The following is an 18970-nucleotide window of genomic DNA, read 5'->3' on the forward strand; positions in this document are numbered from 1 at the left end:
GTGATAAAATTTTATGGGAGAAGAAAGATGGCAAAGGTTTCAATCATCATTCCAACATATAACGTAGAGATGTATCTGGTGGAGTGTATGGATAGTGTTGTAAATCAGACATTGAAGGATATCGAGATCATATGTATCAATGACGGATCTACAGACAGTTCACTTGAAATATTAAAGGGATATGCGGAGAAAGACGACCGTATCATTATTGTTGACAAGGAAAATGGCGGTTATGGAATAGGCATGAATATCGGTCTTGATAAGGCTACAGGTGAGTATATTGGTATAGTTGAGCCTGATGATTTTGTGCCACTTAATATGTATGAGGAACTGTACAACAAGGCGGTTGAGAACGACCTTGACCTTGTAAAGGCAGATTTCTATAGATTTAAGCGCAACGATGACAATGGCAACATGACTTTGGTGTACAACCACTTGTCACCGAATGCAGAGGATTATAATGTTGTGTTCAATCCAAGCGAGACACCAAGTGCGATCCGTTTCATTATGAACACATGGAGTGGAATCTACAAGAGAAGCTTCATAGAGGAGTATCATATCAGACACAACGAGACTCCGGGAGCATCATTCCAGGACAATGGTTTCTGGTTCCAGACATTTATATATGCCAAGAGAGCTATGATAGTGAACAAGCCATATTATATGAACCGCAGAGATAACCCGAATTCATCTGTTCACAGCAGAGAGAAGGTATACTGTGTCAATGTTGAGTATGATCACATCAGAGATATACTTGTAAAGGATCCTGAGATCTGGGAGCGTTTCAGAGGCGTATACTGGCTCAAGAAATACCACAATTACAACGAGACGATCAGGAGAATCGGACCTGAATTCAAGAAGGATTATATAAGAAGATACAGCTCCGAGTTCAAGAGAGCAATGGAGATGCAGGAGATTGATCAGACTATATTTACAAAGCTTGAGTGGGCGAACATCCAGTTTATCATCAAGTCCCCTGACGATTACTATTATACAAGAATCGCATGTACAGACCGTGAGCGCAAGCTTGAGAGAGAAGTCAAGAGACTCCGTGGTCTGGTTCATCAGACCCGTGCAGATCTGGACAGAGTGAAGAAGACACCTACATTCAGGATCGGTGCGGTCATTATGTTCATACCTAGAAAGATCAAGAGTTTATTTAGTCGAAACAAATAGAGGTAAAGCTATGGGTACAAAGGTATCAGTTATTCTTCCTGTTTACAATGTGTCTGATTATCTGCGCCAGTGCATGGACAGCATAGTGGGTCAGACACTTAAGGATATAGAGATCATTTGCGTGGATGATGGCTCCACAGATGATTCTCTGGCGATATTGAAGGAATATGAGGCGAAGGATCAGCGTGTAAAGGTTATACAGCAGGCAAATGCCGGAGCCGGGGCAGCGAGAAACAAAGGCCTTGAGATCGCGACCGGAGAGTATCTTTCATTTCTGGATTCCGATGATTTCTTTGAGCCGGACATGCTGGAAAAGGCATGGAGCAAGGCTCACGAGACCGGAGCTCAGGTAGTTGTGTTCAGATCAGATCAGTACAGAGAGGATCTTCAGGAATTTGTTCAGGTCAGATGGACACTTCACGAGAAGGAGCTTCCACCGTACAGACCAATGTATTTCCGTAATTTCACGGGCAATATATTCAAGGTATTTGTGGGATGGGCTTGGGATAAGCTCTTCAGCAGGGAATATGTTGAGGAGAACCATTTCCGATTCCAGCAGCTCAGAACTTCGAATGATATGCTGTTCGTATTTTCAGCGATAGCATTTGCAACAAATATAGAGATAGTGGACGAGGTGCTTGCACACCAGAGAAGAAACAATCCAAAGTCATTGTCCAACACCAGAGAGAAGTCATGGCAGTGCTTCCACGAGGCTCTTGTGGCACTCAAGGCGGCGCTTGAAGCCCACGGCAATTTCTGGGAGTATGAGCAGGATTACATCAACTATGCACTGCATTTCAGTCTGTGGCATCTGGAGACCATCACAGGACCAAAGAAGGAGGTTCTGTTCAACAAGCTTAAGGAAGAGTGGTTCGAGGAGTTTGGTATCAAGAGTCTTTCAGAGGAGTGCTTCTACAACAAGACCGAGTATGGCAAGTACAAGGTTATCATGGATAAGACCTTTGAGGAGTACGAGAAGGCAACAGCATAGAAAAGAAAAAACAGTTTCACCAGTCGATTGGTGAAACTGTTTTTTTGTGGACAAATGTGTGTATCAGAACAGGTTCATAGCACCTATGATGCCCTGATTTCCCTCGAGCCCTGCGGGAACAATGTATGTGTCGGTGTCCTTGACCTGTGGCATGTCGATGTAACCCGACAGCAGTTCAGTGTAGTAATTGCGGATCATAGGGAACAGGAATTTGTTGTCCATGACTCCGCCGCCAAGGACGATCCTCTCAACTGAGTAGCACATGGTGTAGTTGACCAGTGCCTCAGCTATATAAAATGCTTCAAGATCCCATACCGGTGAGTCGGCTGGGATGTCTTTGCCTTTCATTCCGGTTCTGCGCTCAAGCATAGGGCCGGATGCAAGACCCTCTACACAGCTCTGGTGGAATCGGCAGGTACATGGTATATCATCGCCGGTTCGTCTAGGGATGAGGATGTGGCCTGTCTCCGGGTGTTCCATGCCGTGAATGAGTCTGCCATCGGATATTATACCGCCGCCGATGCCGGTTCCAACAGTGAGGTACATTCCCGAGTTGAGTCCTTTCAGTGCTCCGTACAGGTATTCACCCCAGGCTGCTGCGTTTACGTCTGTGTCCACCACAACCAGGCAGCTAAGCGCATCCGTAAATGCTTTGTAAAGGCTGAATCCCTCCCAAGCTTTCTTGGGACTCCTCATGATGGAGCCGTAGGTAGGGGAATTAGGATTGACGTCGGCCGGGCCAAATGTACCGATTCCGAGAGCGGATATGTCATATTTCTTAAAGTAATCTATCATGGCAGGCACGGACTGGTCAGGTGTGCCCGTCGGTATGGATATTCTGTCTATTATATTCTTGTCTGCATCGCCTATGGCACAAACCATCTTGGTGCCACCGGCTTCAAGTGCGCCGTAGTACATATTTCCTCCTTGGTGCCATGTTTATATGGCAGAAATTTTTCAAAATTATATACATTATATATGCCGTGTCACTTATCTTCAAGCCCGGATTTGCGTCGGTACTTGTGGAATATAAAAGAGACTTGGTGTACGCTTTTTTGGACACTTGACAAGATAAGATAGAGCCATATTAAGGTATATTTGGTAGTAAAAGAGTTCAGGAGGTGGCACTATGATAAAAGGATATTTTGTTTCGGAAGGGTATATGGGATATGTGGACGGAGAGTACCAGCTTTTCGCTGATGAAAGAGATTATGTTGAGTATATAGAAGATTAGCCATTTAGCTTCTTGACCTTAGCATAACTTATGTTATGATGAGGCATATGGGTTAATACACAGGGATTACAATACGGATGGTGCTGCTATGAAAATCTGCAAGGTGATTCATGAGTTTGTATATCATGGATAATCTAAATATATACAAGGAGCAAACATAGTGGAAAAGGTATTGAACAAAAAAGAATATGTTATGGATATGACAGAGGGAAGCAGTATGAAACTGATCATGAAGTTCTCAGTTCCGCTACTTATAGGCAATCTATTTCAGCAGGTATACAGCCTGGTTGATTCGATAGTGGTTGGTCGTCATCTTGGGGCAAATGCGCTTGGCGGTGTGGGATCAGTTGGAATGATCAGTTTCCTGTTTTTTTCTTTGTGCAATGGAATGGCATCTGGAATAGGTGTTGTCATATCAAGATATTTTGGAGCGAAGAAAGAAGAGCAGGTAAAAAAAGCCATAGCAAATGCATTGTTTGTCATATTGGCGGTTGGTGCACTCATGAGTATACTGGGATATTGTTTTGCGGGGCCTATTATAAGGCTCATGAAGACCCCTGCAGAGACATTTGACTACGCATATACATACATGAGGATCACCTGTGGATTTACGATAGCGGTGGCTATTTATAACGGAATTTCTGCTGTGCTAAGGGCACTTGGGGATTCAAAGACCCCACTTATATTTCTTATGGTTGCTTCTGCCATAAATGTTGTGCTTGATATAGTGTTTGTCATATACATGGATATGGGCGTTGCCGGTGCCGCATATGCAACGGTTCTCAGTCAGATCCTGTCTAGCGTTGGCTCTATATGTTATGCGGTGAAAACCAATCCCTATTTCAGACTGAAGAGATGCCATTTCAAGTTTGACAGAGATATAATGAAGGAAGATTTTAGTATCGGTATACCAATGGCGGTTCAGACTTCCATGATATCAATATCCTGCTCAATACTGCAGACCCTTATAAATGGATATGGTCCGGAGGTCATGGCTGCATATACTGCAACAGGAAAGGTTGAGGGAATCATATTCCAGCCGTTTAGTTCTCTGGGACTTGCATTGTCTACATTTGCAGGACAGAACTGTGGCGCACGCAAGTACGAAAGGGTGCGCAGAGCGGTATGGCAGACAGAGCTCATCACGCTGGCTCTTGGCGCAGCATTGTTCTGTCTGGTAGCAGTTTTCAGGGAAAATGTTGTGGGATTTTTCGTGACGGAGGAGAATGTCATAAGGCTTGGCGCAAAGGGACTTGTGATATCCGGAAGTATGTATATTGCACTTGGAACGATATATACCATGAGAGGCGCATTAAATGGAATGGGGGATGTGGTGTTCTCCATGCTGAATGGTGCTCTTGAGGTGGGAGGAAGGATAGTATTTGCACTGATACTGATGTATGTGTTAAAGATGGGATTCTGGGGAGTGTGGTATACGAATATATTTACATGGATTGTGATAGCACTCACCGCATCTGTGAGATTTGCTGTGTATATAAGAAAGTGTCAGAGAGAAGATGACGGTACGGAAAATGCATAGATAATAATTAATATAGCAAGGACGCCTTTTGGGGGGCGTCCTTCTTCGATTCAATCACATTGATATTCCAAGGAATATAGGTGTTATGAATTAGCATACTTTATATTTTGACAAAAATTCAGCGCTATATTATCTTTAATACAGAATAAACAGGAGATGACCATATATGTCAGGGGAAAGATCAGTGGATGTTGAAAAAATAAATAATAATGAAAAAGGCTTTGAACCGGCGCATATCAGAAGTGTGATCTCGCTGGCTCTGTTCAGCTTTGTATTTCTGGGTATGGAATTCTTCTTCGACAGCGGGGCTGCGGAGTTTGTGGATGCCAGAAGTGTTCTGTTGTATCAGAGCGTGATACTGCTGGCCAGTGTGGTGGGACTATTCATATATGCACTGATTGAGAGATATGTCGGCAGCAAAATCAAACAGATAATAATTATTACTTTGAATATAGTGGAGGTTGCCGCGCTCGCAGCGATAATACTGTGTTCCGGCAAATTGATACTGTTATATGGAATTATATTCTTTATTGTGTGTGGTGTTATGGGAGGACGCGTGTATCACGATGTGAGCCGCGATTATACGGATAGAAAGCATCTTACGGTAATTGTGGGAATTTCATATGCACTTGGACTGCTTCTGCAGTATATCAATTATAATCTTATAGACAGTGTGATCCTGCGTATGGTTATGTTCTCGCTGGCCATAGTGGCACTTGCAGTGATACTTTTTCTGACCAGAGATGAATACGCAGAAGCGGAAGTGGACACATACATGGTAGATGAGCGGAACAAAACGGATTGCAAAGAAAAATGTGACGAAACAACTCCTGATAGCGGATCGGTGGCTGTGGCGCTTGTGATGGTTGTTCTTCTTATGACGTTTATATTTTCCGCACTGGATAATGTTGTGACCGTTGTCCACGCTGAGGGCGGGGCAGATGTGGGGCAATGGCCAAGGTTGTTTCTCGCATTAAGCGGAGTTGTAGCAGGCTTCTTGTTTGATATAAAAGATCAGCGCTTTATGAATCAGATGATGTACTGCGTTACAGTGTTGTCCGTTATAGCCATGCTTATCATAGAGTTTGGAGGGGCATTTATCATAGGTCTGATTGTATTCTATCTTGCAGCCGGATTCTTCGTAGTGTATTTCACGACAGGATTCATAAATGTATCCTATGGAATGCGTTGGTCAGCGCTTTGGCCTGGTGCCGGAAGGGCAGTCAACAACATTGGTGCGGGTATTGTGGGAATAATATCATATATGCTGATAGATTCACCCGGAATCATGGTTATGAGTGTAGTGGTCATATTGTTGCTCGTACTTATAAGCATTGCGGTATTTGTGCTTGAAAATCTACAGAAGGAACAATATAGACGATATGATGAAGAAAAAGTGACGAAATCGGCGGAGAATTCTAACGCAAGAGTTGAGGTTGATTTTGAATGCTTTGCAGATGCTCATCACCTCACTGGACGTGAGCGGGAGGTGTTGCAGAAGCTGCTTGTATCTGATGGCAGTGTACAGGATATAGCGGATGAGCTGTACATATCAAGGGCATCCCTATATAGGCATATATCTTCCATGAATGAAAAGACAGGAACAAAAACCAGGGTAGGTCTTATACAGTATTACTATGGATGGCATGAGGAATGATGGTTGCGTTAGAGTTGATCACTATGGAAGTATAAATGCGCCAAATTGAAAACGTGCATATAGATTAGATAAAAGTGATAAATAAAAGCAAAATTTAATATACAACATATAATGAGACATATGTAACGTTACGAAAACGACAGCAGATGACTATAATCTATGACATAAAACAACAGGTGAGAGAAGCCTTTTGCCTGTAGACGGAAAATATCATAGAAGGGGGAATGACTATGAAGCATTTCAGAAGATTGACATTTCTGCTGTCGTTTATTTTTATTCTGACGGTAGGCGGTGTCACGGCGATGGCCGCAAACAATGGCCCGTGTGAGGATGAGGAGTGGAGCTTTGCATATGTTGAGTTCTACAATCCGGATAATAACGAAGCGATATATGTGTACAGCTTCAGGACTCCGCAGGCAGGAACAACTACCAGTGCCAAAGGTGCGGTGTATGACAAGAGTACGAACACTTTGACACTCACCAATTGTAATTTGCCGGATTACAGGGTCGTTACCAATATGATGGGCGATGATTTTAAGATTAAGCTCGTGGGAACGAGTCATGTAAGTGCATTGTATGCATGGGGATATGGATATGGCGGTTCTGTGGAAATCGTTGGTGACGGTAAATTGTATGTCAACGAGAAGCAGAAGTCAACTGACGCAATAGTTTTACAGCCGGAGGGAACAAGATCATACTTCAAGATAAGCGTAAATGCTGAGGTACACGCATTTGCGGGAAAGACGGACGGCAACCTTGTTCTGGCCATGAACACAACGGTTGCAGATTGTTTTGCTGTAAATGGTTTGACCGGTCTTCAGAAGACACAGGCAACCAGAATGAACTATGAGCAGATACAGAGCATAGAGATTGATCTGAGCGGTGAAGGTGACATTTGTCAGGTGTACAAAAAAGCTGATGATAAGAAATTGTATACTGTGACGGAGGGGGTGCGTACCGAGTATAATCCAGATGGAACGATAAAGGCAGAGAATGTGCGTATATATACAGAGTATGAGCTCATGCCTATACCAGGAAACGATGGAAAGTATTATATGCATGAGCTGAAGACTACAGAGGGTACATTCAACGCTGAGGAGTGTGGATACACCGATACACAAGAATCTGTTGCCGGATATTCTTTAAGATCCTCTTCACCTGCATATGTGTACATTGAGGAGAAGACGGGCGATAAGTGTGTATTTTTATATAATTCAATAGATAATAACTACAAAGATTATGCATATTTCAAATATGACATAGCAGGTGTACTTGGCGATGTGACAGACGAGTATGGAAATGTGTCATCATATTGTATGGTGGAGAAGTCAGAAGACAATGTTTCATTTACAAGAGACCAGTATTACAGCAATGAGTATATGTTGTCACAGGGTTACAAGGTATCCGGTGAGCTTGAATATATACAGAACACTTACGTGGTGTATAGTAATGCCGCGTCTGGCGTCCTCACAGCAAAGACGACCGTATGTAAGCACGCCACAAAGGTGAACACTGTGACAACAAAAGCAACAATGTCGAAGGCTGGCGTCATCACCACAACGTGTAAGTCATGCGGCAAAAAGCTTTCGACATCTAGAATATCCAAGGTGTCTACAGTTAAGCTTAATGCGGCTTCGTATGTATATAATGGAAAGGTCAGAACACCGGCGGTTACAGTAAAAGATGCCGCTGGGAATATTCTGACAAAGAATAAGGATTACAAGGTCACATACAGTGCGGGGAGAAAAAATGTAGGAAAATATTCGGTCAAGGTCACATTGTGCGGAAATAAATATAAGGATTCGAAGACAATGTATTTCACCATCAATCCGAAGGGAACCACCATTGCTGCGACTGCGTCCGGCAAGGGCAGCATGACAGTCAGATGGAACAAGCAGATGACACAGACAACGGGTTACCAGTTACAGTATTGTGCAAATAAGAATTTCAGAAGTGGCACAAAGGTAAAGACTGTAAGCAAGAACAAGACGATCAGAACAAATGTCAAGAAGCTTGCGAGTAGAAAGACATACTATGTACGTGTGAGAACCTACAAGACAGTAAAGATAAATGGAAAGTCAGTGACATTTTACTCTGCGTGGAGCAAGGCGAAATCTGTTAAAGTAAAATAGCTTAATTACATCATTTTGAACAACGGGGCGTATACAGAACATAACAACAGTTTTGTATACGCCCCACTTTTTGTGTGCAAAAATTGCAGATGGTATTATAATATACAAAGGCGATGTGAAGCTTCAGCCATGTACAAAGAAGGATGACTGGTGCTTCAGTATACAGACAGGAGTTATTATGAATAAAATACTTGTGGCGGTTGACTCGTTCAAGGGAAGCATGACTAGTCTTGGAGCGGGGAATGCCATAGAAAAAGGAATAAAGTCCATATTGCCGGATGCAGAGATAAGGGTTCGTCCGGTGGCTGATGGCGGAGAGGGCACTACTGATGCTCTTATATATGGAAGAGATGGTGTCAGCAGAGAGCGATGTTATGTGACCGAACCGCTTGGTGATAGGATCACTGCGGAATATACAATATATAATGCCGCAGACGGGCGAACTGCTGTCATGGAGATGGCAGCGGCGGCGGGGCTTCCACTTGTTCCGGAGAACCGGAGAGATCCGATGCATACGACTACATATGGTGTCGGTGAGATGATAAATGATGCCGTTTCAAAGGGATGTGAGCGTTTTATCATCGGGATAGGTGGTAGTGCAACGAATGACGGCGGGATAGGAATGCTTCAGGCTCTTGGATTTTCCTGTCTTGATGCGGATGGGAAGGATGTGCCATATGGAGCGGCGGGGCTTGGCGTCCTGGAGCGTATGATCAGACCTGATGGTATGTTTGGTATTGACAATAAATCTGGCCAGAAAGAAGCTGAAGTTTCTCGTGTGACAGGTGACGGCGAAGTGGAATTTGTATCAAAGTTAATGCACTGTTCATTCCGTATCGCCTGTGATGTGACGAATCCACTTGTAGGTGAGCTCGGATGCAGCCGGATATTTGCACCACAGAAGGGGGCAAATGCGGAGACTGTTGAGCTCATGGAAGAATACATGAAGCATTATGCTGATATTGTAGAAGAATCTGTAGAAGGTTTGAGCAAATCGGCACAGCTTATTGACTGTGGATATGAAAAAACTGACGTAGATACAGAGCCTGTAGGTGAAAATGAAACAGGAAAATTCGACAGGTATACACTAGGCGCCGGCGCTGCGGGCGGACTTGGATATGCGTTTCTCATGTTCCTAGGTGGAAAACTTATGCCGGGAATAGATATAGTTTTGTCAGAGATAGGGCTTGAGGCGGATGTAGAGTGGGCAGATACTGTCATAACCGGTGAGGGCAGGATAGATGCCCAGACCATGATGGGCAAGACCCCATTGGGAGTCGCAAAGCTTGCAAAGAAACACGGCAAATATGTGATCGCTATAGGAGGATGTCTTGGGGATGGTGCGGAGAACTGCGTCAAAGAAGGATTTTTCAATGAGTGTTACGCAGTGAACAATGTGCTTGGTATAGATGATAGTGATTCGGAGCAGGTGAGAACGGCGATGAAGCCTGAAAATGCTGCGGCGAATCTGACGACGTGTGCCGCAAGGATCACAGAACTTAAGGAACAGATGTCGGCACGTGTGTGCAGACCTGCACGGCTTAGATAGATATGGTATTTTTACGAGGAGGATAAAAAGATGACAAGAGAAGAAGCGTGGGAATTACTCACAGAGTACAACAAGGATGAGTTCCATCTGGAGCATGCACAGATCGTAGAGGGAACCATGAAATATTTTGCAAGGGAGCTTGGTTATGGCGATGAGGAAGAGTTCTGGGGAATAGTCGGACTGCTTCACGATCTGGACTTTGAACAGTATCCTGAGCAGCACTGCATCAAGTCCCAGGAGATCATGAGAGAGCACGGTGTTGACGAGAGGATCATTCATGCGACGGCAAGCCATGGCTATGGTATCACGGTTGGCATAAAACCAGAGCATGAGATGGAGAAGGTTCTCTATGCTGTGGACGAGCTTACAGGACTTATCGGAGCGGTTACACTTATGAGACCATCAAAGAGTGTTCAGGATCTCGAACTCAAGTCGGTAAAGAAGAAATATAAAAGTAAAGGCTTTGCAGCAGGATGTTCCAGAGAGGTCATAGAGCGAGGTGCAGATATGCTTGGTTGGTCACTTGATGAATTGATTACCAAGACTATAGAGGCACTCAGGACATTCAGACCATGATCGGGGGTATAAAGAAAATCGGAGAATTTGTCCGCAAAGAGACAGTGCTCACCGTGGCACTTCTGCTGGCGGTGATATCGGCATTTATCGTGCCTCCGGACAGTGTGTATGTGGACTACATAGATTTCAGGACACTTGCGATACTTTTCTGCCTTATGACAATGGTCGCGGGATTTTCACAGCAGGGGATGTTTGGCATCATAGCGAAAAGCATGATAAATCGTATGGGTTCGCTCCGGGCGGTGACAATTGTCCTGATATTCATGTGCTTCTTTTTCAGCATGTTTATCACAAATGATGTGTCGCTCATAACATTTGTACCGATGACACTCACGGTCCTTGGTATGGCAGGAGAGGAAGTACTCACCAGATGGATGGTGCCGGTGATAACCCTCCAGACCATAGCTGCGAACCTTGGAAGCATGCTGACACCTATAGGCAACCCGCAGAATCTGTACTTGTATGGACTTGCCGGAATCAGTGCAGGCAGGTTTGTATTGCTTATGCTGCCATATACAGTGGCATCGGCAGCGCTTCTTGTGATATGTGTTATAGTATGCATGAAAGGGAAAAACAGGCAGCTTGAGATCAGACTCTCGGACGGAGATGTACAGGTTGACAGGAAGCTTGTCGGAATTTACTGCATACTTTTTGTGTTGTCATTGCTCACCGTGGCGCGGATCGTCCCATACTGGGTGACATTTGCGGTAGTACTTGTGGTTGTTCTTATATGCCAGAGAAGATTACTGCTGAAGGTAGACTATTCGCTGATATTCACATTTGTGGGATTCTTCGTGTTTATAGGAAATATGGGAAGGATCGATGGCTTTAGGATATTTGTAGAGAATGTGCTTGGCGGGCATGAGATGATCACATCAGTACTTGCAAGTCAGGTCATAAGTAATGTGCCAGCGGCGGTGTTATTGTCGGGATTTACAGATAAATACACAGATCTGATAGTCGGTACCAATCTCGGAGGACTTGGAACTTTGATTGCATCCATGGCAAGCCTGATCTCATTCAAATACGTGGCGAGACAGGACAAGGGCGCTAGAGGAAGATATCTGGCATATTTCACATTTGCAAATGTGCTGTTCCTGGCGGTACTAATATGCATTTGGAATATAATAAAATAAACGTGCCTTACGATGAACAATATTCACTGCTGTCGTACATTGTGTAAGACTATTTTAGCCAAAAAAATATTGCCCTTAGATGGCAGTAGTCATAAAATAGAAGGGTAAGTTTCTTCAAATTAAGGAGGCAGATAATATGAGTAAGAATCTTGGTGCAAAACCTATGCTGGTGCCACAACCGGTCATGATGATCGGAACATACGATGCCGATGGCAATGCAAATGTCATGAATGCGGCATGGGGCGGAATAGTCGGAGCAAATGAGATCATATTTGACCTTGGAAGTCATAAGACTACCGAGAATATAAAGCTGAACAAAGCGTTCACAGTTGCCATTGCTGATGCAGAGCATGTGGCAGCCTGTGACTATGTGGGAATCGTGTCGGCAAATGACGAGCCAGACAAGATGAAGAAGGCTGGTTTTACAACCAGAAAGAGCGAGTTTGTAAATGCTCCAGTCATCAACGAGCTTTCACTGACAATGGAGTGCAAGCTCAAGGAGATCATAGACGGGGACAAGTTCCTCGGCGAGATTGTAAATGTTGTTGCAGACGACCGTATCCTGGGCGATGACGGCGAGATCACATATGAAGAGTTCCATCCGATCGTGTTTGACACCATCGGACATGGATATTTTGCACTCGGCGACAGGGTTGGCGATGCTTTCTCAGAGGGTAATAAGTTGAAGTAGACAAGCTTGTAACTTGGGAAAATCATCAAATTGTACATTGTAACATGAAAAAATTAGCCGTTTTTGGAAGAAAAACCTTAATTTTTCAAGCAAATGTTAAATATACATATGGAAAAAGGCGAAATAATGTGATATAACAGACACATACAAAAAAGCACAAGCTAAAGTAGTATGTGTTAAGTTTTCTATGAAAACTTGACATGTAGCACCAGCCATTTGCCGAAGGCAAATTTTGCATGGCTGGTGTTCAAGAAGAAAGGAAGATGTAGATATGGATAAGAAGAATATCGATTGGGCAAACCTTGGATTTGGCTATGTTCAGACAGATAAGAGATTTGTAGCAAATTATAAGGATGGAGCATGGGATGAGGGTACACTCACAGAGGATCCTAACGTAGTATTAAACGAGTGCGCAGGTGTTCTTCAGTACGCTCAGACAGTTTTCGAGGGAATGAAGGCTTACAGAACAGAGGATGGACGTGTTGTATGTTTCCGTCCTGACCTTAACGCAAGCAGAATGGCAGACTCAGCAAGAAGACTTGAGATGCCACCTTTCCCAGAGGATAGATTTGTACAGGCAATAGTAGATACAGTAAAGGCAAACATTGATTATGTACCACCTTATGGTTCAGGTGCTACATTATATATCAGACCATATATGTTCGGCTCAAACCCTGTTATAGGTGTTAAGCCGGCAGATGAATATCAGTTCAGAATCCTTTGTACACCAGTTGGTCCTTACTTCAAGGGCGGTGCAAAGCCTATCACAATCAAGGTTTCAGATTTCGATAGAGCAGCACCTCACGGAACAGGACACATCAAGGCTGGTCTTAACTATGCAATGAGCCTTCATGCAATAGTTACAGCACACAAAGAGGGATTCGATGAGAACATGTACCTCGATGCAGCTACAAGAACAAAGGTTGAGGAGACAGGTGGAGCAAACTTCATATTCGTTACAAAGGACGGCAAGGTAGTTACACCTAAGTCAAACAGTATCCTCCCATCGATCACAAGACGTTCACTGATGGTAGTTGCAAAGGATATCCTTGGACTTGAGGCTGAGGAGAGAGAAGTATACTTCGATGAGGTTAAGGATTTTGCAGAGTGCGGTCTGTGCGGTACAGCGGCAGTTATCTCACCTGTAGGCAAGATCAACGACCACGGCAAGGAGATCTGCTTCCCAAGCGGTATGGAGAAGATGGGACCAGTTATCCAGAAGCTGTATGATACTCTTACAGGAATCCAGATGGGCAGAATCGAAGGTCCAGAGGGATGGCTTAAGGTAATCGAGTAATGATCGAGTAATGATCGAGTAATTCGGTGTAAGATAATAAATATTGAGAACATTATAACCCCACTGATGTCTGATGGTAAGTCGGATGTCGGTGGGGTTTTTGTGTATCCAAGTTAGTTCGGTGTAAGAAAGATTAGCCCCATATACTAACAATTAGAATTGACTTGCACCGACCCTGAAGAGTTATAATTGTGTAGACAATAGAGGAAACGAAAGACAAATTGCATATCGGATAGTGCATTGAAACATAATAGAATTCATAAAACAATTATTTTGAAGGGGTGGTTACTATGATGTCATTATCAGATGCAGTAAACGGTTTCTCAGGAGAGGTAGCCTGGAACTGTGCGGACAGATCACTGTTCGGCGCATGCCAGCTTGAGACCGGAGATCAGGTGCAGGTTGTATCGTCTTACTTTGGTAATGTGATAATCAAGGTAAAGGGAAAAAGACTAGCGATAACAAGGGACGCGGCGGAGCGGATAAAGCTGGCTTAGATTGAAAGTCAGAAGAAACGGTAGTTGCTGGAGAACAGCGGCTGCCGTTTTTTTGTCATAAAAATTATTAAATCTTTATAGATATTTAATTGACTGAGAATATATGCAATGATAAACTTTCAAAGATATTCAAATAAAGTAAGAATACGCTTGGAAATGTAAAGGGGAAAACAACGTCAGCTAAAGCATGGCATTTTCTCCGTCAGAAGAAAGCGTAGATATCAGATGAATGTATCCCTGCATAATGTATATTAACGTGTACAACATAACATCACCTGTACAGGACATTTGAGGCCACCGGTCCTTAGGTGGCATGTAAGTGGCACCTTAGTACCGCTGTAGGCCGAAATGAGCGGGAGCGATCCGGTACAGGTGATGTTATGTTGTGCACATAGAAAGACTAGAGGGGGATACATTCATCTGATTAATAATTGTTCAAGGAGGAAATGACATGCAGATATTCAGAAATCTGAAGCCGTATTGGAAGTCGGTCATTATCATAGCCCTGCTTCTCGTTCTGCAGGCATACTGTGATCTGTCACTTCCGGACTACACCTCAAAGCTCATAGATACCGGTATACAGAACTACGGTATAGAGAACTGCAGTCCGCAACAGATCCCGGAGAAAGCCTACAAAGTGATAGGCGGATTTATGGATGACGATGAGAAAGCCGTATGGGAGAAATATTATAAAGATGGTTCGGATGGTTATTATTACCTGACAGAAGACGGCGAGGAACACATAGACGAAGTGGATAGTGCCTGTATGAAGGGGCTTATGATGTATTACTATCCATATCAGATGGTGAACTCTGACGAGGACAACGAGATCAAGACAGGGCTAGACAAGATGGGAATCACCCTTGACGAGATGCCGGAGGAGATGTGGGCGCAGATCGGTGAACAGATGAAGCCTACGGTTGATGGCATGCTCGACAGCATGGGTGAGAATTATATGGAATCCACAGCCATAGCATGTACAAGAATATGCTACGACAGCTTTGGCTACGATTATAAGGCAGGACAGATGTCATATCTGAAGTGGGCAGCGGTGAAGATGCTTGGAATGTCACTTCTCATGGCAGCAGCTGCGGTTCTCATAGGACTTGTGGCGTCAAGGGTTGCGGCAAGCGTTGCCTGCGGACTCAGAGAGAAGGTGTTCAACAAGGTTATCGCATTTTCGGATGCTGAGATCAACAAGTTCTCAACTGCATCTCTTATAACGAGATCTACAAATGATGTCCAGCAGATACAGATGGTTACAGTTATGATGCTCAGAATGGTTCTATATGCACCGATACTTTCTATTGGAGGAATCGTCAAGGTTGCTGAGAACGGAGCCGGAATGGGCTGGGTAATATTCATCGGTATAGCAGCAGTTGTGATCCTCATGGGAACGCTTATGGTCATTGCCATGCCAAAGTTTAAAGTTATGCAGACACTGGTGGACAGAGTAAACCTTGTGTCAAGAGAGATACTTACAGGTATCCCGGTTATCAGGGCATTTGGCAGAGAGGAACGCGAGGAAGAGAGATTCGATGAGGCAAATAAAGATCTGACGAAGAACACATTGTTCGTCAACAGAGTCATGACATTTGCAATGCCTATACTCATGTTCATCATGTATGCCATAAGCATACTTATAGAGTGGGTGGCAGCCCACAAGATTGATGCGGGTGTCCTTCAGGTAGGATCAATGACTGCATTTATTACATACACAATGCTTATCATTATGTCATTCCTTATGCTCAGCATGATGTCAGTTATGCTCCCTCGTGCCAGCGTGGCAGCAGACAGAATACAGGAGATCATAGATACGGATGTGACAGTTCAGGATGTAGCCGGGGCAAATAAGCTTGAAGCACCAAGGGGCGTTGTAAAGTATGATAATGTTGCATTTGCTTATCCGGGCGCAGATGAGAACGTGCTGGAGAATATCTCATTTGAGGCGAAGCCAGGACAGACCACGGCGATCATAGGAAGTACCGGTTGTGGTAAGAGTACACTGGTTCAGCTCCTCCCGAGGTTCTATGATGTTACGGAGGGCTCGATAACGATAGACGGACAGGATATAAGAGATCTCACCATGGAGAGTGTGAGACAGAATATCGGTTTTGTTCCGCAGAAGGGAATTCTGTTCTCGGGAACGATTGCGTCCAATATAAGATTCGGTGCACCAGATGCATCTGATGAAGATGTCAAGCTTGCAGCTGAGATTGCCCAGGCATCCGACTTCATAGAGGAGAAGGAGCACGGTTACGACAGTGCGGTTGCTCAGGGCGGTGGAAATGTGTCCGGTGGTCAGAAACAGCGCCTTGCTATAGCCAGGGCCATAGCGAGAAAGCCGAAGATTCTGATATTTGACGACAGCTTTTCGGCGCTTGATTTCAAGACGGATGTGGCAGTCAGAAAGGCACTTGGCGAGCACGTAAATGACAGCACGGTATTTATCGTTGCACAGCGTGTAAGCACCATACTCTCAGCAGATCAGATACTTGTGCTTGACGAGGGTACGATAGTCGGCAAGGGAACACACAAGGAACTCATGCAGACCTGTGAGGAGTACAGGCAGATAGCCGAGTCGCAGCTTTCCCCATCGGAGATAGCAGCCAGTCTTGGAACTGACTCAGAAAGGCAGGTGTAGGACATGGCAGAACAGAATCAGACAAATAATCAGAGAAGTTTCAGAGGCCCTAGAAGAGGCCACGGTCCTATGATGGGCGGCGAGAAAGCCAAGGACTTCAAGGGAACGATAGGAAAGTTATTTAGATACATAGGCAAGTACAAGGCAGCGGTTGTTGTCGTTGCTATATTTGCAATTGGAAGTACGGTATTCAACGTAGTATGTCCGAAGGTACTCGGCAAGGCGACAACAGCCCTGTCCGAGGGGATCATGAACAAGATAACAGGCAACGGCGGAATTGATTTCACGTATATCGGTAAGATATTGCTGTTCTGTCTCGGTTTGTATGTGCTAAGTGTGACATTTAGCTTTGTTCAGGGCTTCATCATGACCGGTATCACCCAGAAGGTGTGTTACAGGATGAGACGTGAGGTGTCCGAGAAGATCAACAGGATGCCGATGAGCTACTTTGAGAGCAGAACCTATGGTGAGGTACTTTCAAGGATCACAAATGATATAGACACCATGGGAAATGGTCTGAACCAGAGTATCACACAGCTCATTACATCGGTTAGTACGGTCATCGGTGTAATCGTGATGATGCTCACGATCAGCCCGCTTATGACACTTATATCAGTGCTGATACTTCCGATAAGTATCATGCTCATGATGTTTGTCATCAAGAAATCCCAGAGATTCTTCAAGCAGCAGCAGGAATACGTGGGACACATAAACGGCCAGGTTGAAGAGGTGTATGGCGGACACAATGTCATAAAAGCGTTCAATAAGGAGAACGACGTTAGAAGAGAGTTCCATGAGACAAATGAGACTTTGTACAAGTCAGCATGGAAGTCACAGTTCTTCTCAGGACTGATGCAGCCTATCATGATGTTTGTCGGCAATCTGGGTTATGTGGCAGTTGCCATATCAGGTGCGGCTCTGGCGATCAGAGGAACTATCCAGATAGGTGATATCCAGGCATTTATACAGTACGTGAAGAACCTCACACAGCCTGTTCAGCAGGTTGCCCAGGTCACAAATATGATGCAGCAGATGGCAGCAGCCGCTGAGCGGGTATTTGAACTTCTTGAAGAGAAAGAAGAGGAGCAGATAGTAGAGAATCCTGTATCCACAGAGGGAATCAAGGGTGAAGTTACATTTGAACATGTAAAGTTTGGCTACAATCCGGATCAGATCATCATCAAGGATTTCTCAGCCCATGTAAAACCGGGACAGCAGGTAGCCATAGTCGGACCTACCGGAGCGGGCAAGACTACCATGGTCAAGCTGCTCATGAGATTCTACGACGTGAATGGCGGTGCTATACTTCTGGACGGACACAATATTAAGGACTTCAACAGGCGTGAACTCAGGGATGTATTTGGCATGGTGCTTCAGGACACATGGCTGTTCAAGGGCACTATCATGGAGAATATCAGATATGGAAGATTGGACGCTACGGATGAGGAAGTTATCGCAGCGGCAAAGGCAGCTCATGCACATAGATTTATCTCGGCACTTCCGGGTGGATACAACATGGAGCTCAATGAGGAGATAACAAATATCTCCCAGGGACAGAAACAGCTCTTAACTATCGCAAGAGCAATTCTTGCTGACAATCCGGTCCTGATCCTCGATGAGGCTACATCGTCAGTCGATACGAGAACAGAACACAGGATTCAGAGGGCCATGGACAATCTGATGAAGGGCAGGACAAGCTTTGTCATAGCCCACAGACTGTCAACCATCAAGAATGCAGACATCATTCTTGTTATGAAGGACGGTGACATCATAGAGCAGGGTAACCATGATGAGCTTATGGCGCAGAATGGATTCTATGCGGATCTGTATAACTCGCAGTGGAGTTAAAG

The 18970-nt window shown here is 44.5% G+C and carries 14 protein-coding genes; 13 read left to right on the plus strand and 1 reads right to left on the minus strand.

The window, feature by feature from the left end; all coding sequences use genetic code 11:
- Positions 1 to 27: 27 nt before the first annotated feature.
- Both DW159_RS12835 and DW159_RS12840 read left to right on the plus strand, forming a co-directional pair.
- Positions 28 to 1176 (plus strand): glycosyltransferase family 2 protein, encoded by a 1149-nt coding sequence (locus DW159_RS12835; protein ID WP_015533459.1) that lies wholly within the window; start codon positions 28 to 30, stop codon positions 1174 to 1176.
- 10 nt (positions 1177 to 1186) lie between these two features.
- Positions 1187 to 2167: a glycosyltransferase family 2 protein gene (locus tag DW159_RS12840; protein ID WP_117551264.1), complete on the plus strand. Its 981-nt coding sequence runs from the start codon at positions 1187 to 1189 to the stop codon at positions 2165 to 2167.
- A gap of 63 nt (positions 2168 to 2230) precedes the next feature.
- Here DW159_RS12840 and DW159_RS12845 read toward each other — a convergent pair whose 3' ends face one another.
- On the minus strand, positions 2231 to 3085 hold the full coding sequence (locus DW159_RS12845) for an ROK family protein (RefSeq protein WP_117551266.1): 855 nt from the start codon (positions 3083 to 3085) through the stop codon (positions 2231 to 2233).
- 476 nt (positions 3086 to 3561) lie between these two features.
- On the opposite strand from DW159_RS12845, the gene DW159_RS12850 reads away from it, so the two are divergent.
- The 11 genes from DW159_RS12850 to DW159_RS12900 all read left to right on the plus strand — a co-directional run bounded on the left by DW159_RS12850 (position 3562) and on the right by DW159_RS12900 (position 18968).
- The gene (locus DW159_RS12850; RefSeq protein WP_242992732.1) at positions 3562 to 4941 is read left to right on the plus strand and encodes an MATE family efflux transporter; all 1380 of its coding nucleotides are present in this window, start codon (positions 3562 to 3564) and stop codon (positions 4939 to 4941) included.
- 166 nt (positions 4942 to 5107) lie between these two features.
- A complete protein-coding gene (locus DW159_RS12855) occupies positions 5108 to 6598 on the plus strand; it encodes a helix-turn-helix domain-containing protein (protein ID WP_117551268.1) in 1491 nt (496 codons plus the stop codon).
- 230 nt (positions 6599 to 6828) lie between these two features.
- Positions 6829 to 8730: a fibronectin type III domain-containing protein gene (locus DW159_RS12860; RefSeq protein WP_158547612.1), complete on the plus strand. Its 1902-nt coding sequence runs from the start codon at positions 6829 to 6831 to the stop codon at positions 8728 to 8730.
- A 178-nt stretch (positions 8731 to 8908) separates the two neighbouring features.
- Positions 8909 to 10279, plus strand: coding sequence for a glycerate kinase (locus DW159_RS12865; RefSeq protein WP_117551347.1), 1371 nt, complete (start codon positions 8909 to 8911; stop codon positions 10277 to 10279).
- 30 nt (positions 10280 to 10309) lie between these two features.
- Positions 10310 to 10855, plus strand: coding sequence for a hydrolase (locus tag DW159_RS12870; protein ID WP_117551272.1), 546 nt, complete (start codon positions 10310 to 10312; stop codon positions 10853 to 10855).
- Positions 10852 to 11991 (plus strand): SLC13 family permease, encoded by a 1140-nt coding sequence (locus tag DW159_RS12875; protein WP_117551274.1) that lies wholly within the window; start codon positions 10852 to 10854, stop codon positions 11989 to 11991. The genes DW159_RS12870 and DW159_RS12875 overlap by 4 nt, the downstream gene beginning before the upstream one ends.
- 136 nt (positions 11992 to 12127) lie before the next feature.
- Entirely contained in the window at positions 12128 to 12682 is a 555-nt protein-coding gene (locus tag DW159_RS12880) for a flavin reductase family protein (RefSeq protein ID WP_015533453.1), read from the plus strand.
- Between the two features lie 232 nt (positions 12683 to 12914).
- Positions 12915 to 13979: a branched-chain amino acid aminotransferase gene (locus tag DW159_RS12885; RefSeq protein ID WP_270227997.1), complete on the plus strand. Its 1065-nt coding sequence runs from the start codon at positions 12915 to 12917 to the stop codon at positions 13977 to 13979.
- Positions 13980 to 14269: 290 nt separating this feature from the next.
- Positions 14270 to 14476 (plus strand): FeoA domain-containing protein, encoded by a 207-nt coding sequence (locus DW159_RS12890; RefSeq protein WP_117551278.1) that lies wholly within the window; start codon positions 14270 to 14272, stop codon positions 14474 to 14476.
- Between the two features lie 451 nt (positions 14477 to 14927).
- Positions 14928 to 17120, plus strand: coding sequence for an ABC transporter ATP-binding protein (locus DW159_RS12895; RefSeq protein ID WP_117551280.1), 2193 nt, complete (start codon positions 14928 to 14930; stop codon positions 17118 to 17120).
- Positions 17121 to 17123: 3 nt separating this feature from the next.
- The gene (locus DW159_RS12900; protein WP_117551282.1) at positions 17124 to 18968 is read left to right on the plus strand and encodes an ABC transporter ATP-binding protein; all 1845 of its coding nucleotides are present in this window, start codon (positions 17124 to 17126) and stop codon (positions 18966 to 18968) included.
- The last annotated feature ends 2 nt before the right edge of the window (positions 18969 to 18970 follow it).

It is taken from the genome of Coprococcus sp. AM14-16 (assembly GCF_003434675.1).
GTDB lineage: Bacteria > Bacillota > Clostridia > Lachnospirales > Lachnospiraceae > Coprococcus > Coprococcus aceti.